A 21,938-nucleotide genomic window follows, 5' to 3' on the forward strand; every position below is an offset into this window, starting at 1 on the left:
ATACTGGATGCAATATGGAGAGGAGAAACCATGTCAGAGTATCAACGTATGATTTCAGGCCAACTTTACAGCGCCTCTAAGATCGAAAAAGAGTATGATCCACAACCAGGAAGAGTACTTGCCCAAAAGATAAATCAAACCAACCTAATGGATAAAAAAGCAATTGTTGCTTTAGAAAAGCAATTGTTTGGAAGTACAGGAAAATCTATTTATGTGAATCCCCCACTTCAAGTTGATTATGGTTTTAACACACACATTGGTGAAAATTTTTATGCCAATGTTGATTGTATTTTTTTGGATGTTGCACCAATCACTATTGGAGACGATGTGATGTTTGGGCCTCGCGTAAGCCTGATTACACCATTGCATCCTATCGATGCAGCGGTACGTATTCGGGGACTTGAATACGCAAAACCGATCACTATTGGCAATCGTGTATGGCTCGGTGCAGGGGTTATTGTGAATCCTGGTGTGAGCATCGGTGAGGGAACGATTGTAGGTTCAGGAGCAGTGGTCACGAAAGATTTGCCCGCGAATGTCATTGCTGTGGGAAATCCGGCACGTGTTTTAAGAGAAATTAGCGAGGAAGATCAAGAGTATTGGGAACAGCAAGAAAAGGATTATCATGCTACAAAAAAAGCAGATTAAAAACCTGCTTTTTTTGATCTGTCTTTGAAAGAGAGATTAATGCTTTGGTTCCACAACTCCGACTTCACTAATGAGTAAAACAAAAAGTCCAAATACCAGTGAGACAACCAAAGTGCTAAACGGTTTGTCAGCAACCCCAGCGAGTGCGGTCATGATGTAACCTACAACTTCACCGATAACGGCTGACCAGAAAAGAGTTACAAGTACTTTCATAATGATTCTTCTTTCGATTTTTCTTCAAAATAAAGTATAATACTATTAGAGCTAAAATTCAAGAATTATGCTAAAAAAGTTTAAAAACAAGGGAGAAAGGGGTCAAATGTTTGCACAACTCAACACCAAAACAGAGTACAGTTTTTTAGACAGTGTTGTCCGAGTAGATGATTATCTGAATATGGCAGAAAAAATGGGCTATAAACAGCTCGGCATTTGTGATGTTGGGAATCTACACGGTGCTTATCACTTTGCGATTGAAGCGCAAAAGAGAAACATACAGCCCATTATTGGAATTGAGCTTGTTTTTGAGCTGGAAAGTTTACCTGTATCCTTTAGTTTTATTGCTAAAAATACTGAGGGTTATAAAAATCTTTTAAAAATCTCTTCCAGTCATAATTACGGGCGCCACCGTTTTTCTGATATTGGGAGTTTCTTAAATAACGTCGTTTTAGTGGTACCTGAGTCTTATGCGAATCTCTCTGCCCTTTCACAGATTCAGGCAGAAGTATATGTTGGCATCTCGCCTACTGGTGCTGAAGGCACTTCGCATCAGTTCCCCTACCTTCCCTTTCAGTCTGTGCGCTACTTGTCACAGGCCGATAATGAAAGCCTTGAAGTTCTACATGCGATTCGTGATTTAATGCCTTACAATCAAGAGTTGACTTTGTCAAATGACCAACTTTTGCAGCGACCAGAAATTTATGAAAAATTATATGCTAAGAATTATCCTCAAGCCTTGGATAATCTCGAACACTTAGTTGCAAATATTTCATATGACTTTAGTGGAAAGTTAGGCTTGCCTCAGTTTGATAAACAAAGAGATGCTGCAGAGCTCCTCCGCGAAAGAGCAGAAGTCAATCTGCCTGCAGGAGAAGACTATCGTGCACGCCTTGAACATGAACTTTCGGTCATTCATCAGATGGGCTTTGATGACTATTTCCTTATCGTTGCGGACTTATTACGCTATGCAAGTGAAAATGACATCTACTGTGGCATGGGGCGTGGTTCTGCCGCTGGTTCATTGGTGGCTTATACGCTAGGGATTACTCATGTTGATCCAGTAGCAAATAATCTCTTCTTTGAACGTTTCCTTAATCCTGAGCGTGTGGCAATGCCCGATATTGACATTGATATGCCCGATACCAAACGTTCTGAGTTGCTTGCCTATATGAAACGGCGCTATGGCAGCGACCATGTGGCGCAGATTGTGACTTTCTCGACCTTAGGTAAACGACAAGCTTTACGTGATGTAGGGAAGGCTTTTGGGATGAACGAAGCTGAACTTTCTTCTCTTACACGGATGCTGGGACAACGTTTTGGTTCCCTTCGTGATGAATACGAAGAAAACCCTAAGCTTAAGGCTGAAATTTTACGTGACAGTCGATTGCAGAAGGTGTATGAGATAGCTACTCGGATTGAAGGTTTGCCGCGTCAGACATCAACACATGCTTCTGGTGTGGTTTTGAGTCAAGAATCCTTGGTTAATTATGTGCCCCTTAAACCATCCGATGATTTGGCATTGACACAGTATGAGGCACCGGATGTCGAAGCAATTGGTCTTTTGAAAATCGACTTTTTGGGTTTACGAAATTTAACGATCATTGAGCGCTTACGGGAATTAGTACAAAAGAGAAAAAATGTTCATATAGATCCTTTGCACATAGATTTAGAAGATGAAAAAACCTTAGCACTTTTCCGTGCAGGAAATACTCTGGGCATTTTTCAATTTGAGAATCCACAGATGAGACGCTTCTTGCGTAATTTAGCTCCAACAAAGTTTGAGGATATTGTTGATGCGACTTCTATTTTTCGTCCAGGACCCTCACAGTTTATTCCACAATTTGTTGCCCGACGGCATGGACAGGAAAAAGTAGAAGTCATTGACGATACACTGACCGAAATATTAGCACCGACCTACGGCATTATGATTTATCAGGAACAAATCATGCAAGTGGCGCAACGCTTTGCCGGCTTTTCTTTGGGTAAGGCGGACTTGCTCCGCCGTGCAATCTCAAAGAAAAAAGGAAAAGAGTTTGAAGAACTCCAAGCTGAATTTTTAGCGGGGAGCTTAAAGTTGGGGCATACTGAAACACAAGCTATGGAGATATATCGCCTGATTGAACGTTTTGCTAATTATGGTTTTAATCGTTCTCATGCCTATGCTTATGCTGCTTTAGCTTTTCAAATTGCTTACTTCAAAGCGCATTATCCCGATGAATTTTATGAGGTACAACTGCGCGACCGTAAAAGAGAGCGTATGATTCAAGACGCTTTGGATAATGATTTTCAAATGGAGCATCCTTTCATCAATCGGATGCCCTATCATGACAGAGTAGAAAATGGGAAAATTGCTTTAGGTTTAGCAAATGTACGGACCATTCCAAGAGATATGGCATTCTGGATTGTTGAACATAGGCCCTTTAGTGATTTAGCAGATTTGGTAAAAAGGTTACCACAAAATTTCCAGAGAGAAGATTATTTGCTTCCTCTTGTGCAGATTGGAGCTTTTGATGATCAAGATATGAACAGAGGGAAGCTGGCTCAAAACTTATCAACCCTGATTGATTATAGTCAGAATATCCAACTGGATCTCTTTGGTGCATCGTCCTTAAAGTTCTCTTTTCAAGATGCAGAGGATTATCTGCAATCCGAAAAATACGAATTTGAAAAGCAGTTTTTAGGTGTGGGTATTACGCCACACCCCTTGCAAGCTTTAGCGCTTAAGCTGAAAACAAATTTTACAGCACTGACTGATTTGCAAAAAAATAAGCGAGCGACTGTTTTAGTTGAGTTGCTCGCTGTGCGTACCCATCGTACAAAGACTGGAGAGACGATGGCTTTCCTCTCGACAACCGACAGTAAGGAAAATTTTGACATTACACTTTTCCCAGAAAATTATCGGCGGTTTATGGCAAATCTCGAAAAAGGAAAATTTTATTTAGTCTCTGGCAAAGTTTCTGAAAGAAATGATGCTTTACAGATGCTGGCTGATCGTGTCATCGAAGTAGAAGAGACAGAACGGAAACTTTGGTTGAATCTTGAAGATGCAAGCCATAATACGCATATTTCCCGAATTTTACGGGAGTTCCCTGGAGGAATACAAGTTATTCTGCATTTTGCTGACACAAAAAAAACCACACAGACTCAAGTCTATGTGGAAGAAAATGATTTACTTTTGAATAAGTTGAAAACCTATGTCTTGAACGCTGTTTATAAATAGCGTTTTTTCTTATGATCCCACATAACCATAGATGGAGAACCACATCAACATTGCGGCACCAAGCACAAAAAGATGCCAGACCACGTGAGCGAAGGGAAATTTATAACGGTAAATAATTGCACCGACAGAGTAAATCACGCCTCCTCCGACTAGGAACCAAAAGCCGTAGGCAGGAAGCAGCTGCCAGAGGGGGTAAATGGCAAAGAGAATGACCCATCCCATGACGATATACAGGACAGTTGAACCTCTAGGCACGGTGTTCCATCGTGGCAGGTAGATAGCTGTAACGACGATACCCAAGATTGCACAAAGCCAAACAAGTGCTAACATGCCCCAGCCTAGCCAATTTCCTAGGGTTACGAGGCAATAAGGAGTATAAGTTCCTGCGATGAGTAAAAAGATACCGCTATGATCAAAGACTTGAAAAACTTTTTGAGCGCGTGTGAAGTGTAAGCTGTGTGCCAAAGTTGAAAAGAGAAAAAGTAGCACAAGAGAGGCGCCATAAATTGAGAAGGCAACAACCTGTATCGGTGAATGATTGGCTACCCCTTTAAGTATGAGTAAAACAAGTCCTGTAATCGCAAGACCGGTTCCGATGCCATGTGTGATGGCATTAAAAACCTGGTCGACAATTTGATAAGCACGAGAAGCTGGCTTTTCCATTGATCTCCTTCTTTCCACAATAATTTCGCTTTCTAAAATCAAAATATTTATAAATTTGAAAAAGAGGATTAGCGAAATTGCAGTTCATTTGGTATAATATTAATATATATTAACATAGATTGTTTAGAAAAGAAATCGAAGTCTTTTTATTTTGATTTGGAGAAAATATGACAATTAAAATTGTGACAGATTCATCAATAACGATTGAACCAGAATTAGTAGAAGAACTTGATATTACTGTAGTTCCATTGTCGGTAACTATTGACGGTACAACTTACCTCGATTCAGACTTACCCTTGGACTCATTTATGGAAAAAATGAAGGCTTCTAAGGCACTGCCTAAAACAAGCCAGCCTCCTGTAGGAGTCTTTGCAGAAAAATATGAAGAAATTGCCAGTGAAGAGGATGCGATTATTTCCATTCATATTACTGAAAGTTTAAGCGGTACAGTACAAGCAGCGCGTCAAGGGGCAATGCTTTCTGGCCGTGACGTAACCGTTCTTGACAGTGATTTTACGGACCAAGGTTTGAAATTCCAAGTAGTGGAAGCCGCACGATTGGCTAAAGAAGGCCTTGGCAAAGAAGAAATCCTGGAGAGAATTAATCACGTACGTGAAAATACAGAACTGTTTATTGGGATTTCGACACTCGAAAACCTGGTTAAAGGCGGACGTATCAGTCGTACAACCGGAATCGTGGGAAGCCTCTTGCATGTACGTATCGTCATGGAACTTAAAAACCGTGAGTTAGGTGTAATGACACGAGGACGTGGAAACAAGACATTTACCAAATGGTTAGATGAAACTGTAGAACACATCGCAAGCTCTGGACGTAAAATTCGTGAGATTGGTATTTCACATGTCGAAGGACTGGATTTTTCTAATAAAGCGAAGGAAGCTTTGCAAAAATTTGTTGAAAAACCAATTTCTATCCTAGATACTAACTCTACCATTGCTACTCATACAGGACCAGGTGCTTGGGCTGTAATGATTGATTATGAATAAAAAACTGAAAACTTTTCTTGAACTTGCTGGTTTTTTGCTAGCAAGTTTACTTGTATTCTGTTTGCTTTCTTTAATGAGCGCTCCAGCGGGCAACCGTTTAAAGGAACAAGCACAAGAGCAACATAAAATCTTGAATTACGTGGCATTGGGTGATTCATTAACAGAAGGCGTTGGTGATGCAACGGGCCAAGGTGGTTTTGTTCCTCTTTTAGCAAAAGAGATTGAAGACCAAACACTTAGTAAAGTTGAACCACAAAATTTTGGTCATGCAGGGGATACAAGTACACAAATTTATGATAAAATGCAGGGCAGAGAAATTCAAGCTGCTATAAAAGATGCGGATTTTATTTCCTTGACTGTTGGGGGTAATGATGTCATGAAAGTTATCCGAGATAATGCTGCTCATCTTTCAAAACTTAAAGAAAAAGACTTTGAACAACCTGCACGCAATTATCAAAAAGAGCTGAAAAAAATCTTTGAGACTATTCGACAAAATAATCCTGAGGCCCACGTCTATGTTTTAGGGATTTATAATCCTTTTTATATAAATTTTCCTAATATAACAGCCCTGCAAACGATCATTAATAATTGGAATATCGCAACAGAAGAAACTGTAAAAGAAGAAAAAAATATGAGTTTTATTGCCATTAACGATTTGCTTTACAAAGGAATCGGTGGGGAGAAAGGGATTTCTGAAAGTCAGTCTCAAGCCAACGATCTCCTTTATACAGCAGACAGTTTCCATCCTAACAATATTGGCTATCAAATCATGGCTGATGCAGTATTTAAAGAATATCAGGTGATCAATGAAAAATAAAAAAACAATTTGGAAATGGCTCTTTCTTGCTTTATTAGCAATTAATCTTGGAAGCCTCGCATTTATTTCAAGTCGTGTATTTAATGTTCGGGATCAGGGGCATTTGGACCAAGTAAGTAAGCCTAAAGAAGCCACTGAAGTCGCTAAAATAACGACGCGTCGGGACCAGTTAAACCAACTTATCAATACTTATCTGCAAGATTTTCAAACTTCAGACATGAGTTATAAGTTCTATTTATCGGACAGTCAAGCAGTTTTAGAAGCCTCTTATCAACTTTTTGGTCAAAAGATTCCACTCTATATTTACTTTGAACCTTTGGCTCTAACTGATGGTTCTGTTGCACTTCAGGTGAAGAATGTTTCGGCAGGGACCTTGAACTTACCAACAAGTGCTGTTCTTGCTTACGTGAAATCAAGTATCAAGCTTCCAAGCTTTGTAGAAGTCTTGCCGACGAAGGATCAAGTCATATTGCATTTGCCACAACTTACCTTAGCAGATAATTTATATTTAAAAGCGAATCAGCTTGATTTAGTCAGTGGAAACTTTACTTTTAATTTGATGATTCAACCTTAAAATCAGCTAAAAACCGCAGAAAAACGCTGTTTAGGCTTGCAAAGGTCCACAACATTTGATAAAATGAAAAGTGCCTAATAAGAACAGGTAAAACAAAATATGGAGGACATTTTTAAAATGGCTAACAAACAAGATCTTATTGCTGAAGTTGCAGCAAAAGCTGGATTGACTAAAAAAGATGCTGAAAAAGCAGTGAACGCTTTCGGTGAATCAGTAACTGAATTCCTCGCAAAAGGAGAAAAAGTTCAACTTATCGGTTTCGGTACTTTCGAAACTCGTGAACGTGCAGCTCGCGAAGGACGCAACCCACAAACTGGTGCAGCTATCCAAATCGCAGCAACTACAGTTCCTGCATTTAAAGCTGGTAAAGCTTTGAAAGACGCTGTTAAATAATCTAGCGTAGAAATACTGATACCGTGGTTAACCATGGTATTTTTTTATTGCCTTTGAGTGCAAAATTAGGAGTTCCTGCATGTTGGCTTACAGCAAAACGAAAGGAGGCTAAACAGTTGAGCCTCTCATGATTTTCAAGCTGTAAAAAGTGATAAAAAAGTGATAGAATGTAAGGATGAAAAAAATGCTTCCCTTGGTTAAGCTAAGGAAGCTACTAAATGTTATTCAGAAATGGGGAAACTAAAATCATTTACTTCGATAATTCAGCTACTACAGCTATAAATCCAGAAGTTTTACGTACATATACAGATGTAGCCACTAAAATTATGGGGAATCCTTCGAGCTTGCACAGTTTAGGAACAACTGCAACACGCCTTTTGGATGCTTCGCGTCGTCAAATCGCGGATTTACTTCATGTGAATGCAGAGGAAATTTACTTCACCAGTGGTGGAACAGAAGGCGATAACTGGGTCTTAAAAGGTGTGGCATATGAAAAAGAAAGATTTGGTAAGCACATCATTATCTCAGCTATAGAACATCCCGCAGTTAAAAATACTGCAGCGTGGCTGGCGACGCAAGGCTTTGAGATTGATGAAGCACCTGTTGATGAACGGGGCTTTGTTAAGGTTTCAGAACTTGAGGCATTAATACGTGAAGATACAATTTTGGTGTCTGTCATGGCCGTAAATAACGAGATAGGTTCTATTCAACCAATTAAAGAAATCGCTAAGCTTTTAGAAAATCGCCCGACTATTTCTTTCCACATCGATGCCGTCCAAGCCATTGGTAAAATAGCGGTTGAGGACTTTATGTTGGAACGGGTGGACTTTGCAACATTTTCAGCGCACAAATTCCACGGCCCACGTGGTGTTGGTTTTCTTTATATTAAATCAGGGAAACGCTTAGCCCCTCTTTTACATGGTGGTGGTCAGGAAAATAACAAGCGTTCGACGACTGAAAATGTGGCAGGAATCGCCGCAACAGCTAAGGCCCTTCGTCTTGCCTTGTCGGATTTTGATCATAAAGTAGAAAAAATCCGTCAAATGAAGGCCATCATCTTCGAAGTACTCTCTCATCAAGAAAAAGTTATCCTCTTTTCGGAAATGGATGACTTTGCGCCAAATATATTGACGTTTGGCATCCGTGGAGTGAGAGGAGAAGTTGTTGTCCATGCCTTTGAAAAACATGATATTTACATCTCGACAACATCTGCATGTTCTTCAAAGAAAAATGCTGCTGCCGGTACACTTATGGCCATGCATGTCAAACCTGATCTTGCAACCAGTGCTGTACGTGTCAGTCTGGATCATACAAATAATATGTTAGAAATTGAAGCCTTTCTTACCATCTTTCGGAATGTTTATCAAGAAATGCTTAAAGTGGCGAATTGATAAAAGAATAAAAGCTCCGATGAAGTGTCGGAGCTTTTTTATCTGTGGTTTAAGTGAAGAGTTTAAGGATTAGAAATCATAGAGTTCTGTAGAGAGATAGCGTTCTCCATTGTCTGCAGACAGGGTCAACACTTTTTTTCCTTTACCTAATTTTTTCGCAACTTCAAGAGCAGCCCAAATTGCTGCACCACTTGAAATTCCTACAAGGAAACCTTGGCTAAAACCAATTTCGCGAGCCGTAGTAAAAGCTTCTTCCACAGGGACATCAATGACTTCATCATAAGAGGAAGTGTCCAAGGCTTTGGGGATAAATGGAACACCAATCCCTTGAAGCTTATGTGGCTGTGGTTGACCACCTGTTAAGACAGGAGAACTTGCAGGTTCCACAGCATAACTTTTGAGCTTAGGGTTCGCTTTTTTCAGTACATGTGAAACGCCAGAAATAGTTCCACCAGTCCCTGCACCAGCCACAAAAGCATCTAAACCTGTTTCGCCAAAAACATCCAGTATTTCTACAGCTGTAGTGGCTTCGTGAGCAGCTGGATTAGCTGGGTTGTCAAATTGAAGGGGAAGGAACCAGCCCTTTTCTTCTGCAAGGCGTTCTGCTGTAGCAATGGCTTCATTCATTCCTCCAGCAGCTGGAGTTAAAATAAGTTCGGCACCATAAGCCTGAATCAATTTACGGCGTTCCAGTGAGAAGGTTTCAGGCATAACAATCACAACCTTGTAACCTAGAGCAGCGCCAACAAAAGCAAGTCCAATTCCTGTATTTCCAGAAGTGGGTTCTATGATGGTTCCGCCTGCTTTTAAACGACCATCCTGCTCTGCTTGCCGAATCATATTGAGAGCGATACGATCTTTTACCGATCCTCCAGGATTGAATGCCTCAAGTTTCACGTAAACCTCAGCACTGTCTTCAGGAAGATTGCGAAGCTTGATAATGGGTGTTTGCCCAATTAGTTCGGTAATGTTTTCATAAATTTTAGACATAGAGTTCTCCTTTTATCTTGATGATCCTGCTTCTTATTATAAAACCTACTTTATCAGTTTTACATAAAAAAAGCGAATGAGCGCTATAAAAATATGATATCAAGGTTTATATAGTTTTACATTAGATAATAAATAGTATATACTTAGAATTAATGAATATTTTATTTATGGAGTTTTTATAAGATGAATACAAAACACAAATTTTTATTTGGCGCAGCAGCTGTAGCCCTTACAAGTCTTGGAGCTGTGAAAGCACAAGCAATGTCAGTACAAGAGTTAGCTGAAGCAGCAACTCCAGTCGCAAATGAGTATGGCCTTTACCCGTCTGTTATGATTGCTCAAGGTATTTTGGAAAGCAGTGCTGGACAAAGTGCATTGGCTGTGAACTACAACAATATTTTTGGTGTGAAATATACTTCAGGAAACCCCGTTTATTTGCCTACACAAGAATTTCTTGATGGGCAAATGCATAATGTTGTGGAGCCATTCCAAGCTTATGCTTCAGTTGCAGAGGCTTGTGCTGCACAAGCACGTTTATTACGTGGTTCCTTCTTGTATTCAGGTGTTTGGCGTGAAAACACAAGCTCTTATCAAGACGCAACGGCTTGGTTACAAGGACGCTATGCCACAGATCCAAATTATGCTTCAAAATTAAATGCAGTTATCGCGCAATATGGTTTAACAGCTTATGATGGTGGAGGAGAAGTGGCAACAACTTCAACAACAAGCTATGTGACAACCACAACTTCTACAGACACAAGTTCATATGGTACACAAGCTTATACTGTTCAAGAAGGTGATACCGTCTATGATATTGCAGCACACTACGGTGTGTCAATGGATGCGCTTCTTTCACAAAATGGTCTCTCAGCCACAGATCACATCATGCAAGGTCAAGTTCTCCAGATTCCAACAGCTGGGACTAGTGCAACGACAACAACTTCAACTACAAGTGCTTCAACGATAGCCACAAGCGCCGTTTCTAGCTCTTACACTGTCCAATCAGGTGATACATTAACATCCATTGCCTCTGTTTACGGAAGAACAGCAGACGAGCTTGCCGCAATGAATGGTATTACAGGAAACATCTATCCTGGCCAAACATTGTCTGTATAATAAAAAACCATCTCTAAACTAATAGAGATGGTTTTTTTTTTTGAGGAAAATTGCTGGAAGTCTGCTAAGCCGAATATAAAAAGCCCACGGAGGCTTTTTATATTAGAAAAATGGATTATAAATCTTTTCTTTCCCAATCGTTGTTCTTGGTCCGTGCCCTGGATAAACCGTATAATCGTCGGGAAGGCTAAAAAGTTCTGCCTCAACGGACTGTAGTAATTGCGCATGATTTCCGGTAGGAAGGTCTGTTCTTCCAATCGCACCAGCAAAAAGTGCATCACCGGTAAAAACAAGACCTTCTTCTTCGAAAACTAGACTGATTCCTCCGGTAGAATGTCCGGGTGTGTAGCGCACGTGGAATTTTAGTCCAGAGAAATTATAAGGTGTATTACAGACATAATATTCATCTATATTAGTCTTACAAGTGACAGGAAAAGGCAACATTAAAGCTGAAGCATTAAGCTCGGGTTTTTTGAGCCACTCTTTTTCATTTTCATGTAGATAAACTTGAGCGTTAGGATAGGCTTGCTTGAGGGTATCAAGTCCCATAATATGGTCAAAATGGGCATGAGTCAGGAGGATAGCATTTAAAGGTTTTCCAATTTCTTGGAGTTTTGCAATAATTTTTTCTGGTTGGCTTCCAGGATCAATAAGTAAACTAAAAGCAGAATTGCTCAGGATATAAGCATTTTCCTGAGCAATTTCACTAACGATTTTCTCGATTTTCATAAATTAATTTCCTGTTACACTAAGGTCAGAACCTTGTTTTACGACATCACTTGGCATTTGCCAGTCTGCTACAGATGTGGGATCAGGATACAAATCGGTCATCATGGCTTTGAAAACCTTAGCCGCGATATACATATTTTCACCATAGACAGGCTGGAGCCTGTTTTTGTAACCGGTCCATACGGCCATAGAATATTGTGGAGTGTATCCGACAAAGTTTTCATCTGGTGCCATGGAGCCCCCTTGAAGCTGAGCTTGAGTGATTCCCGCTGTTTCAAGTGCTTTGGGATATTCAGCATCATCGTAGTTAGAAGTTCCTGTTTTCCCTGCTTCAGGAAGGCCAGGGGTTTGCGCATAAAGGCCGGTAGAAAGCGCAGGTATTGTGCCGTCATTCCCTTTGATAACATCTTTGAGGATATCCGTAATAAGATAAGCAGTTGAAGACTTCATCGCACGTGTACGCTCTGGTTCATAAGATTTGGTCGAACCGTCAGGCATTACAATTTTCGAAACATAGTAAGGCTTTGTGTAGATACCATCGTTCGAAAAAGCAGCATAGGCAGCAGCCATACGTTCAGAACTAGCACCATATTGAGGGTCCGTGCTGATTGAATTACTAGAAATACCATTTGAGAAGACCATATTTCCTGGCTCATAGATGGCTTTTCCTTCGCTATCGGTACCCGTTTCTACGGGGTACTTAAAGCCAAGTTTATTGGCGAAAGCAGTCGCATTATCTAGTCCTACAGCAGCTAAAGTTTTAATGGCTGGGATATTACGTGAAAGCGCTAAAGCTTGTCGTACAGAGATATTTCCAAGATACTGATTGTCCCAGTTGTTCAATTGGATATTTTGAGCATCTGGATAAAAGTAAGGGCCAGAGTCGGAAATGGTTTGAGCAGTGCTCGTATAAATGCCATTTTCAAAGGCTGGTGCGTAGTCGACGAGTGGTTTCATCGTTGAACCCCAGTCACGTGTGGATTCTGTAGCAGGATTGGAACCAAAAGGTACAAATTCTTGTTTACGTCCGCCTATTTGGGCAGCGACCCCACCTGTCTGTGTATCAATCAAAGTTGAAGCAACTTGAAGTTCATCATCAGTGAATGGTACAGAATCATTGGTGTTGACAATGTTGAAAAGATCTTGCTGTGCTTTGCTGTCAAGTGTGGTATAAATCTTTAAGCCGGCATTTTTTGAGTCTGTTCCTGTTTCTTGATCCGCCTGTTTGATGGCTTCAGTGAGGAAGTCACTGGCATACTCAGGAATATTTACACCACTCTTCAAGTCTTGAAGACCGTCATCGATTGGTGTATTGATGGCTTCATCTCTTTGTTTCTCAGTGATTTTACCATTGCGATACATCGCATTGATTACCAAGTCGCGACGATACTTGGCAGCTTCTGGATTTTTATAAGGGTTATAAGTATTTGGGGCTTGTGGCATACCAGCAAGTAAAGCCAACTGTGCAATAGACAAGTCGGTTAATGGTTTATTATAGTAAGCTTGAGAGGCTGTTCCCATACCGTAATAACCGTTCGCCATATTGACTTTGTTAACATAAGCGGTAAAGATTTGTTCTTTCGACCATTTTTGGTCCAGCTGTAAAGCAAGCCAAGCTTCTTGAATTTTGACTTTCATGTTTTGGTCAGCTGAATCTGTAGAGAAGAAGGACAGCTTAATCAACTGCATATCTAAGGTAGAACCACCTTGCATATGTCCGCCACGCAAGTTATTGACTAAAGAACCAGCAATACGTATCGGGTCAACACCACGTGTATTGAAAAAGCGACGGTCTTCAATCGAGGTTACAGCATTAACGAGCATGACAGGGATATTATCAGTCTGTACTAAATCACGCTGTTCTGCGCCAAGAGTAGCAATGACTTTCTCATCCTTGTCATAAACGACCGTTGATGGGGGAGATTGCAATTTACTCATGTCTAATTTCGGTGCATCTTTAGCGTAATAGATAAAGAGCGCACCAGCAGCAACAAAAGTCAGAATAATTGTTGAAAAAATCAGAATTAAAGCCCATTTCAATGTCGAAATGAGTGATCTTTTAACTGCAGTGTTTTTATTTCGATTTATTTTTGATTTTTTTCGTTTGTTAGTAGGAATTTTAATTCACCTCGCAAAGTTGATTAACGATATCCAAGTAAGGGATTCTAGGAATCTGATGTGATGAAAGTTGGTAAGCATGTTGCTTAATGTAATCAAGGGGAATAGACTTTAAGCCTTTTTTCTCTTGATAAAAACGAATCAAATTCTCAGATGGCAAGTAGTAAGTTTCGTCCAAAGAGGCAAAGTGCAAGAGCACAAAGGCAATGCCTTTTTGTTCAAGGACTTTGGACATATGAACGATTTGATGCTCATGAAAATTTTTCAGAGGAAAACTTGTCTTCTGATGGGTTTCCTTAGCTTCAAAATCAATATATCTTCCCCGATAGACGCCAGAATAATCTGTAGTTGAAGCCTGTCTAAAGTAGGCTTCGGTAATTTTAGCACGGCTACGTTGGGGATAGTCAACCTTTACAATTTGTATAGGAGTGGGTTTTTTATGAATCACAGCGATACCATGCGCGAGATAATAATCATTCGTCGCATTGATCTCCGCTTCAAAGTTCATACCACGTTTACCAAATTTTACTGCCGATTTAGATTTTACCATATTCGGACTACTTTTAGCAGTGTTATGCACCACTTTTTTCTCTGTTTGTTTTTCTGAAAAATTTTTTCTTTGTTTATTTAATCCTTGAGGATATTTTAGCATGTGTGTTTTTCCATATATTAAATTGTTGCTTCTATTGTATAATGTAATTATAGCAAAATATTTGTCTTTTGGATTATTACAGTTAAAATGGTATCTTATTGTAGAGATTACGGCGAGTTTCATTGCTTTCAAGTTTTAATTCCAGCCATAAAAAGAGCTTCTTTATTTCTGTTTTAGTCCTATAAAGAGTATAAACGGAGAAAAAACAGAATGCCATATAAATTGTGCAAAGAAAGGGCCCATGATGAAAACATTACTTATTACAGGTTACACAGCCTTTGATTTAGGGATTTTTGATGAGAAGGATATCAAAATAAAAATTATCAAAAAAGCCTTTCAAAAAAGATTGGAAGCCTACTTGGATAAAGGATTGAAGTGGGTGATTTTCACAGGGAATTTAGGCTTTGAATATTGGGCATTACAAGTTTCTAAAGAATTACAAAAAGAATACGATTTTCATATTGCAAGTATCTTTCCCTTTGAAACGCAGGGAAAGAACTGGAATGAGGCAAATCAAGCAAAATTACGCGAATTTAAAGATGTAGATTATGTTAAATATGCTTACGAAGATTACGAAAATCCCAGTCAATTTCGTCAGTATAACGATTTTTTACTGGAAAATTCGGATGGTTCTTTAGTTTTATATGACGAAGAAAACGAAACCAAGCTCCATTTTATTACGGACAGGATGCAAAAGACATCTAATTATAATATGGAATTGATTAGATTTGAAGATTTACAAGAAATTTGTGACGATATGAACAATATGTAACATAGACACAAATTCTTACACAATAGTAAAAAAACGCACTTTTTTTAATCTATAATTTTTGATATAATAAGTAACAAATAATAGCGCTGCTCAAGTTTGATAATTGGTTACAGCCTAGATAGAATGGGGAAAGAAAGTGGTTGATTTATACTTATCGCCTTCATGTACAAGTTGCCGTAAGGCACGTGCATGGTTGGACAAACACAGTGTCCCTTATACGGAGCACAACATTTTGACACAGCCGATGACAAATGATGACTTACGTAAAATTTTGTCAAAAACAGAAAACGGAACGGAAGATATTATTTCAATTCGGTCAAAAATATTTCAAAAACTTGCTTTGGATCTTGATGAGTTAACCATTAATGAGTTGATTAATCTTGTGACAGAGTATCCAAACCTTTTACGTCGTCCGATTATCACAGATGATCGTTTGTTACAAATTGGTTTTAATGAAGACGAGATTCGTGCTTTCTTACCTCGTCATTATCGTCGTGCGGAAATGAAACGTGCCGTAAACGACTTCTAACTGAATAAGGGAGAGTGGGAATAATGAAAGCTAATTATCAATATCCACTTGATTTAAGTTGGAGTACTGCTGAAATGACTGCAGTGCTCTCTTTTTTCAATCAAGTTGAAAATTTTTATGAGAGTAAAGTGAACAGGGAAGAGTTCTTGGAGGCTTATAAAACATTCAAAAAAATTGTACCTTCCAAGATGCAAGAAAAACAGCTGGGACGAGAATTCGAAGAAAACAGTGGTTATTCGCTTTATCGTGCCGTCAAGGAGGTACAAGCGAGTGAAAGACAATTTGTTCGCTCTGAAAAAGCTTAAACAAGCTAAAACTTGGGTTAGAGAAGCTGGTGCTTTTCTTCGTGATCATATTCATCAAACTTTGGAAGTTTCGCAAAAAAGTAATTTTAGTGATTTGGTGACCAATTTTGATCAACATGTTCAAGAAATTATCATTGAAGAAATTAGCAAGAATTATCCTGAGGATAAAATTTTAGCTGAAGAAGCTGGACGAAATACAGCAGCTTTTGACCGTAGTCAAGAAAATTTTTGGGTTTTGGATCCGATTGATGGTACGATAAATTTTGTGGTGCAGCAAGATAACTTTGCTGTGATGCTGGCTTATTATGAAAAAGGGCAGCCCCAATTTGGATTAATCCTTGATGTAATGGCAGACAAACTTTATTGGAATAACGCGCAAGAAGTTTATTGTAACGATAGAAGGCTTTCCTATAAACCTCAAGCATTTGAAAAAAGTCTGCTTTCCATCAATTCAATGATTTACCGCAAAAATTTATATAAACTCACGGACTTTAGTTTAACCACTTTAGGTGTAAGGATGTTAGGCAGTGCCGGCATGGCCTATGCGGATCTTCTTGAAGGAAAAACTGTCGCTTATTTTAGCCGTTTACAACCTTGGGATTATGCCGCGGGAGGTATTTTGACCGAAAAACTCGGTTTTGTGACCAAAACCTTTGAGGGGGAAAAGCCCAATCTTATAGACCGTCAGTACGTTTATAGCCTGCCTGGACATTTAGTTGAACAATTAATACAAAGGACAGACATAATCCTGTAAAGTTGACGAAAAGATTCATTGTGCTATAATTTAGGGTGTCTTTCAGAATAAAGAAATTATAGGAATGTATAAATGGATAAAATAATTGTCAAGGGTGGAAATACCCGCCTTAAAGGAACTGTAGAAATTGAAGGAGCAAAAAATGCTGTTCTGCCTTTGCTTGCAGCGACACTTTTGCCAAGCGAGGGAGAAATTATTCTTCGTAATGTTCCTATTTTGAGCGATGTTTACATGATGAACAATTTAGTGGATCATCTTGGGGTGGATTTAGAGTTTTCAGAAGAAAGCAAGACAGTTCATGCACAAGCAGCTGCTAAAGTAAAAACAAAAGCACCCTACGAATTTGTAAGCAAAATGCGTGCCTCTATCGTTGTAATGGGGCCAATTTTGGCTCGTAATGGGCATGCTCGTGTCTCCATGCCTGGAGGTTGCTCAATTGGGTCACGTCCTATTGATCTCCACTTACGTGGCTTTGAATTAATGGGGGCAGAAATTACTCAAGAAGCGGGTTACATTGAAGCCAAGGCTGAAAAGCTTCGTGGCGCACACATCTATTTGGACTTCCCATCTGTAGGGGCCACACAAAACTTGATGATGGCTGCAACTCTAGCCGAAGGAACAACAACTTTAGAAAATGCAGCACGCGAGCCTGAAATTGTTGACCTTGCCAACTGGCTCAATAAAATGGGAGCTAATGTTAAAGGTGCTGGTACAGATACAATTATTATCAAAGGTGTTGAAAAAATGCATGGTGCCAACCATGCAGTCGTACAAGACCGTATCGAAGCTGGAACTTTCATGGTAGCAGCGGCAATGACCCAAGGCGATGTCTTAATTAAAGATGCGGTGCGTGAACACAATCGTCCCTTAATTTCTAAATTAATCGAGATGGGTGTAGAGTTTGTACAAGAAGAAGAAGGTCTGCGCGTTCTCGGCCCTGAAACCTTAAAAGCAACAAATGTAAAAACATTACCACATCCTGGCTTCCCAACAGACATGCAATCGCAAATGACTGCGGCTCAAGCTATCGCTAAGGGCGAGTCCACAATGATTGAAACGGTTTTTGAAAATCGCTTCCAACATTTAGAAGAAATGCGTCGTATGGGCTTAACCGTCGATATTACACGTAACACAGCCATCATCCAAGGCACACGAAAATTACAAGGCGCACAAGTTAAATCAACAGATTTACGTGCAAGTGCAGCATTAATTTTGCTTGGTATGGTTGCGCAAGGTCAAACTACAGTACGTAAATTGAGTCACCTTGATCGTGGTTATTACCGATTCCATGAAAAATTAAAATCACTTGGAGCAGATATTGAACGTGTTCCAGAACTTGAGGAAATTGATGATTAAAAAAACGATTAAAGTATTAGGCGTTCGCCTTTCATTGGTCTTTTTAGTTCTTGTACTTGTCCTTATAGCAGGTGCAGCGGGCTTGATGTTAGGCTATGGTGTACTCGGTGGCGGACAAGCGTCCCGTGTTTTTAGTGGCGACCTATGGCAAGAAGTCATGCAACGTTTAAATCCATGAAAGTTTGCTTTTGCAAGCTTTTTTTATGACTTAAACTCTAAGAAAAGAGCGAAAAATAATTGTTCAAAAAGTTGAATTCACTTAGTTTTTATGCTATTCTAGAAAGGTATGAAATTTCTGAGCTCAAGGCTCATAAATAAGGAGAAATAATTAATGACTGCAAGTTTTGAAAAAACTGGTGTTAACACTGGTACACTCTCATTTTCAATCGACCAAGAAACAATCAAAAACGGTCTTGACAAAGCTTTCAATAAAGTAAAAGGTAATATCTCAGTGCCTGGTTTCCGTAAAGGTAAAATCAGCCGTCAAATGTTTAACCGCATGTATGGTGAAGAAGCTCTTTTCGAAGAAGCTTTGAACGCTGTATTGCCAACTGCTTATGATGCAGCTGTAAAAGAAGCAGGTATCGAACCTGTTGCTCAACCAAAAATTGATGTCACTAAAATGGAAAAAGGTTCTGACTGGGAATTGACAGCTGAAGTAACTGTTAAACCTGAAGTAGAACTTGGTGACTACAAAAACTTGGAAGTTTCAGTAGAAGCAACTAAAGATGTTGCTGATGAAGAAGTTGAAGCGCGTTTGACACAAGAACAAAACAACCTTGCTGAATTGACAGTTAAAGAAGGAAAAGCTGAAAACGGAGATACAGTAGTTATCGACTTTGTTGGTTCTATTGATGGTGTTGAATTTGAAGGCGGAAAAGGTGCAAACCACAGTTTAGAACTTGGTTCAGGTCAATTCATTCCTGGCTTTGAAGAACAACTTGTTGGCACTTCAGCTGGTGAAGAAATCGATGTGAAAGTGACTTTCCCAGAAGACTACCAAGCTACAGATCTTGCAGGTAAAGAAGCAGTATTCGCAACTAAAGTTAACGAAGTTAAAGCAAAAGAAGTTCCAGCACTTGACGATGAATTAGCAAAAGATATCGACGAAGAAGTTGAAACTTTGGATGAGCTTAAAGCTAAATTCCGTAAAGAACTTGAAGATGCTAAAGCTGAAGCTTACAACGATGCTGTTGAAACTGCAGCTATCGAAACAGCCGTAGCAAATGCTGAAATCGAAGAAATTCCTGAAGAAATGATTCACGAAGAAGTTCACCGCGCAATGAACGAATTCCTTGGTGGTATGCAACAACAAGGTATCTCTCCAGAAATGTACTTCCAAATTACAGGTACAACTGAAGAACAATTGCACGAACAATACCAAGAAGATGCGGGTAAACGTGTACGCACAAACCTTGTTATTGAAGCAATTGCTAAAGCAGAAAACTTTGAAACTACAGATGAAGAAGTTAAAGCTGAAATCGCTGACTTGGCTGCACAATACAACATGCCAGTTGAACAAGTTGAAAAACTTCTTCCAGTTGACATGCTCCAACACGATATCGCAATGAAGAAAGCTGTTGAAGCAATCACAGATTCAGTTAAAGTTAAATAATCGTTTTATACAAAAATAAAAACTCAGAGCATTTGGTGCTCTGAGTTTTTTTATTTTCTAAAAAAGATGAATAGGATGTCAGTCCAATTTTTTGACTTTAAGGTGAGATAATGGTTTAAAAATATAAACCAAAGAAAGAAGAATAATGAAATTTGAACATTTAAAAGATGAACTGAGTGAAGTTGGAGACTTTTTAATTGCCTTAGGGGATGACAAGAGACAAGCAATCATTATTAAGTTACTGGAGAAGAGTGATTGTAAAGGTATACAAGTCGGGGATTTAATCGAAGCAACAGGTCTATCTCGCCCTGCTGTCTCACATCATTTGAAAATCTTAAGACAAGCAAAGATAGTAAATTATCGTTCAGAAGGGACAAAAAACTTTTACTATCTTGAACACGATACATCAGAAATTATGAAATTGCAACATTTTCTGGATGAAGTAACACGGATAATGAAAGGAACACAAGAAAAATGAATAAAGTATTGATTGTCGAAACAAATATTAAGCGTTATGAAAATACCGATGAAGCGACAGGGCTTTGGCTGGGTGAAAGTGCAGAGTTTGTTGATGAACTACAAAAACATGGGATTGCTTATGATTTTGTTAGTCCAAAGGGTGGTTATGTTCCGCTTGACCCACGAAGTATGAAGTATATGGATGAAGCCATTTGGAACATTTATGAGGGGCAAGACTTTGTCGACAGGGCTTTAAAAAAGACTTTGAAACCTGAGGAAGTCATACCGCAAGACTATCGTGCCATCTATTTCACAGGTGGTCATGGTGTGATGTGGGATTTTCCAGATAATCCAGAAATACAAAAAATCGCCCAAGATATTCATACGAATGGTGGTTACCTCACTTCCGTTTGTCATGGTATTGCCGGTTTACTTCATCTTAAGAGTCAAGAAGGTCACTACATCATTTCAGGGAAAAAAATAACGGGATTTACGACAGCTGAAGAAGTCCTTGCAGGCAAGAAAAAAGTCGTTCCTTTTCTCAATGAAGAGGTGGCCAAGAGCCATGACGCAATATGGTGCAAAAAAAGGTTCTATAAAGATTTTGCTATCCAAGATGGGCAACTAATAACGGGACAAAATCCGTTTTCTGTAAGGTCCGTCGCTAAAATGCTTATAAAGGAGATCGCATAATGCAAACAATACTAGGAAGTAATGGACAGATTGGTCAAGAACTGGCCAAGGAACTTTTTAAAAAATATACAAAAGATATCAGGCTCGTGAGTAGAAAACCTCGCAAAGTAAACCCAACAGACAGCTTATTTTCGGCTGATTTGCTGAAGTTTGAGGAAGCGAGTGCAGCAATCGCTGGCAGTGAGATTGTTTATTTTACGGCCGGTTTGCCGATGAACTCTGAGCTTTGGGAAGAACAATTTCTTCTTATGATGAAAAATGTCATTGAAGCTTGTAAGCTACACCAAAGCAAGTTGGTTTTCTTTGATAATACTTACATGTATCCTAAAAATGCAGAAATACAATATGAAGACACTAAATTTGAACCGCAGGGAAGAAAATCAACCGTTCGTGCACAATTAGCAGAAATGGTAATTCATGAAATAGAGAACCATTCTCTTGAAGCTGTAATCTGTCGTGCGCCGGAGTTTTATGGTCCAGATCATACGCAGAGTATAACAAATACAATGGTCTTTAATGCAATTAAAGAGAATAGAAAAATAAAAATTCCCTTAAATGCTACACGTTTGAGAACCTTGATTTGGACACCGGATGCGAGCCGTGCAATGGCTCTAATAGGGAATCATGCAGAGGCTTATGGTCAAACCTGGCATTTGCCGTGTGCCCCAAGTGTGACATATCAAGAGATCATTACACTTTCGGAAAAAATCACAGGAAAAAAACTTCAATACACAACACTTAAGATGTGGCAATTCAATTTGGCTCGTCTTTTCAGCCAGAAAGCGAAAGAATTGCAAGAGCTTCTTCCGCGCTATGCAGAGGACAATGTGTTTAATTCGGACAAGTTTAAAAAGCATTTTCCAGAGTTTGAAGTAACAAGCTTCGAAACAGGAATAAAACAGGTGCTTTTAGAGAAATAAGATA

At 39.3% G+C, this 21,938-nt stretch carries 24 protein-coding genes; 18 read left to right on the forward strand and 6 right to left on the reverse strand.

The genetic code is table 11. The features are described 5' to 3' along the window. Positions 1-30 precede the first annotated feature (30 nt). Positions 31-648, forward strand: coding sequence for a sugar O-acetyltransferase (locus tag PYW30_RS01845; protein WP_042217420.1), 618 nt, complete (start codon positions 31-33; stop codon positions 646-648). A gap of 36 nt (positions 649-684) precedes the next feature. Here PYW30_RS01845 and PYW30_RS01850 read toward each other — a convergent pair whose 3' ends face one another. Then, complete coding sequence (locus PYW30_RS01850) at positions 685-861, reverse strand: DUF2929 family protein (RefSeq protein WP_014024285.1); 177 nt, start codon at positions 859-861, stop codon at positions 685-687. Positions 862-967: 106 nt separating this feature from the next. Here PYW30_RS01850 and PYW30_RS01855 point away from each other — a divergent pair, with 106 nt between their 5' ends. After that, positions 968-4,084, forward strand: a complete 3,117-nt coding sequence (locus PYW30_RS01855) for a DNA polymerase III subunit alpha (RefSeq protein WP_042217418.1) — start codon at positions 968-970, stop codon at positions 4,082-4,084. 9 nt (positions 4,085-4,093) lie between these two features. Here the strand turns inward: PYW30_RS01855 and trhA are convergent, their stop codons facing one another. Continuing rightward, a complete protein-coding gene (gene trhA, locus PYW30_RS01860) occupies positions 4,094-4,747 on the reverse strand; it encodes a PAQR family membrane homeostasis protein TrhA (RefSeq protein ID WP_042217415.1) in 654 nt (217 codons plus the stop codon). A gap of 167 nt (positions 4,748-4,914) precedes the next feature. Between trhA and PYW30_RS01865 the strand changes: the two genes are divergently transcribed. The 5 genes from PYW30_RS01865 (at position 4,915) to PYW30_RS01885 (ending at position 8,926) form a co-directional block, all read left to right on the forward strand. After that, positions 4,915-5,751, forward strand: coding sequence for a DegV family protein (locus PYW30_RS01865; protein ID WP_003133969.1), 837 nt, complete (start codon positions 4,915-4,917; stop codon positions 5,749-5,751). Then, positions 5,738-6,568: an SGNH/GDSL hydrolase family protein gene (locus tag PYW30_RS01870; protein WP_052370165.1), complete on the forward strand. Its 831-nt coding sequence runs from the start codon at positions 5,738-5,740 to the stop codon at positions 6,566-6,568. The genes PYW30_RS01865 and PYW30_RS01870 overlap by 14 nt, the downstream gene beginning before the upstream one ends. Continuing rightward, positions 6,558-7,142: a YpmS family protein gene (locus PYW30_RS01875; protein ID WP_042217411.1), complete on the forward strand. Its 585-nt coding sequence runs from the start codon at positions 6,558-6,560 to the stop codon at positions 7,140-7,142. The genes PYW30_RS01870 and PYW30_RS01875 overlap by 11 nt, the downstream gene beginning before the upstream one ends. 117 nt (positions 7,143-7,259) lie before the next feature. Next, entirely contained in the window at positions 7,260-7,535 is a 276-nt protein-coding gene (locus PYW30_RS01880; RefSeq protein WP_003133973.1) for an HU family DNA-binding protein, read from the forward strand. Between the two features lie 245 nt (positions 7,536-7,780). Then, positions 7,781-8,926: a cysteine desulfurase family protein gene (locus PYW30_RS01885; protein ID WP_042217485.1), complete on the forward strand. Its 1,146-nt coding sequence runs from the start codon at positions 7,781-7,783 to the stop codon at positions 8,924-8,926. A gap of 69 nt (positions 8,927-8,995) precedes the next feature. On the opposite strand, the gene cysK is transcribed toward PYW30_RS01885, so the two are convergent. Beyond that, on the reverse strand, positions 8,996-9,916 hold the full coding sequence (gene cysK / locus PYW30_RS01890; protein ID WP_014024290.1) for a cysteine synthase A: 921 nt from the start codon (positions 9,914-9,916) through the stop codon (positions 8,996-8,998). Between the two features lie 183 nt (positions 9,917-10,099). On the opposite strand from cysK, the gene PYW30_RS01895 reads away from it, so the two are divergent. Continuing rightward, positions 10,100-11,032, forward strand: a complete 933-nt coding sequence (locus PYW30_RS01895; RefSeq protein WP_042217409.1) for a glucosaminidase domain-containing protein — start codon at positions 10,100-10,102, stop codon at positions 11,030-11,032. A 102-nt stretch (positions 11,033-11,134) separates the two neighbouring features. On the opposite strand, the gene PYW30_RS01900 is transcribed toward PYW30_RS01895, so the two are convergent. Genes PYW30_RS01900 through recU form a run of 3 tightly spaced genes read right to left on the reverse strand, consistent with a single transcriptional unit; the run spans position 11,135 to position 14,531 of the window. Continuing rightward, positions 11,135-11,761 (reverse strand): MBL fold metallo-hydrolase, encoded by a 627-nt coding sequence (locus PYW30_RS01900; RefSeq protein WP_042217407.1) that lies wholly within the window; start codon positions 11,759-11,761, stop codon positions 11,135-11,137. A 3-nt stretch (positions 11,762-11,764) separates the two neighbouring features. After that, positions 11,765-13,849: a transglycosylase domain-containing protein gene (locus PYW30_RS01905; RefSeq protein ID WP_026063909.1), complete on the reverse strand. Its 2,085-nt coding sequence runs from the start codon at positions 13,847-13,849 to the stop codon at positions 11,765-11,767. A 31-nt stretch (positions 13,850-13,880) separates the two neighbouring features. Then, positions 13,881-14,531, reverse strand: coding sequence for a Holliday junction resolvase RecU (recU, locus tag PYW30_RS01910; RefSeq protein ID WP_003133979.1), 651 nt, complete (start codon positions 14,529-14,531; stop codon positions 13,881-13,883). 244 nt (positions 14,532-14,775) lie between these two features. On the opposite strand from recU, the gene PYW30_RS01915 reads away from it, so the two are divergent. The 10 genes from PYW30_RS01915 (at position 14,776) to PYW30_RS01960 (ending at position 21,934) form a co-directional block, all read left to right on the forward strand. After that, complete coding sequence (locus PYW30_RS01915) at positions 14,776-15,303, forward strand: SLOG family protein (RefSeq protein WP_174412115.1); 528 nt, start codon at positions 14,776-14,778, stop codon at positions 15,301-15,303. Positions 15,304-15,439: 136 nt separating this feature from the next. After that, entirely contained in the window at positions 15,440-15,832 is a 393-nt protein-coding gene (spx, locus tag PYW30_RS01920) for a transcriptional regulator Spx (protein ID WP_003133982.1), read from the forward strand. 23 nt (positions 15,833-15,855) lie between these two features. Continuing rightward, positions 15,856-16,137 carry a UPF0223 family protein gene (locus PYW30_RS01925; RefSeq protein WP_003133984.1) on the forward strand — a complete coding sequence of 94 codons (282 nt, stop codon included), beginning with the start codon at positions 15,856-15,858 and terminating at the stop codon, positions 16,135-16,137. Continuing rightward, positions 16,103-16,891, forward strand: a complete 789-nt coding sequence (locus PYW30_RS01930; protein ID WP_042217400.1) for an inositol monophosphatase family protein — start codon at positions 16,103-16,105, stop codon at positions 16,889-16,891. Before PYW30_RS01925 ends, PYW30_RS01930 begins: the two co-directional genes overlap by 35 nt. A 72-nt stretch (positions 16,892-16,963) precedes the next feature. Beyond that, positions 16,964-18,247, forward strand: a complete 1,284-nt coding sequence (gene murA, locus PYW30_RS01935; protein WP_003133989.1) for a UDP-N-acetylglucosamine 1-carboxyvinyltransferase — start codon at positions 16,964-16,966, stop codon at positions 18,245-18,247. Next, on the forward strand, positions 18,240-18,425 hold the full coding sequence (locus tag PYW30_RS01940; protein ID WP_017370713.1) for a DNA-directed RNA polymerase subunit beta: 186 nt from the start codon (positions 18,240-18,242) through the stop codon (positions 18,423-18,425). Before murA ends, PYW30_RS01940 begins: the two co-directional genes overlap by 8 nt. A 153-nt stretch (positions 18,426-18,578) precedes the next feature. After that, a complete protein-coding gene (gene tig, locus PYW30_RS01945) occupies positions 18,579-19,862 on the forward strand; it encodes a trigger factor (protein WP_042217395.1) in 1,284 nt (427 codons plus the stop codon). Positions 19,863-20,007: 145 nt separating this feature from the next. Next, positions 20,008-20,340: an ArsR/SmtB family transcription factor gene (locus tag PYW30_RS01950; protein ID WP_042217393.1), complete on the forward strand. Its 333-nt coding sequence runs from the start codon at positions 20,008-20,010 to the stop codon at positions 20,338-20,340. Next, positions 20,337-21,014, forward strand: a complete 678-nt coding sequence (locus PYW30_RS01955; protein ID WP_042217391.1) for a type 1 glutamine amidotransferase domain-containing protein — start codon at positions 20,337-20,339, stop codon at positions 21,012-21,014. Before PYW30_RS01950 ends, PYW30_RS01955 begins: the two co-directional genes overlap by 4 nt. Next, on the forward strand, positions 21,014-21,934 hold the full coding sequence (locus tag PYW30_RS01960) for an NAD-dependent epimerase/dehydratase family protein (protein WP_042217388.1): 921 nt from the start codon (positions 21,014-21,016) through the stop codon (positions 21,932-21,934). The genes PYW30_RS01955 and PYW30_RS01960 overlap by 1 nt, the downstream gene beginning before the upstream one ends. Positions 21,935-21,938 lie beyond the last annotated feature (4 nt).

Origin of the sequence: Lactococcus garvieae subsp. garvieae (assembly GCF_029024465.1) — a bacterium.
Classification (GTDB): domain Bacteria; phylum Bacillota; class Bacilli; order Lactobacillales; family Streptococcaceae; genus Lactococcus; species Lactococcus garvieae.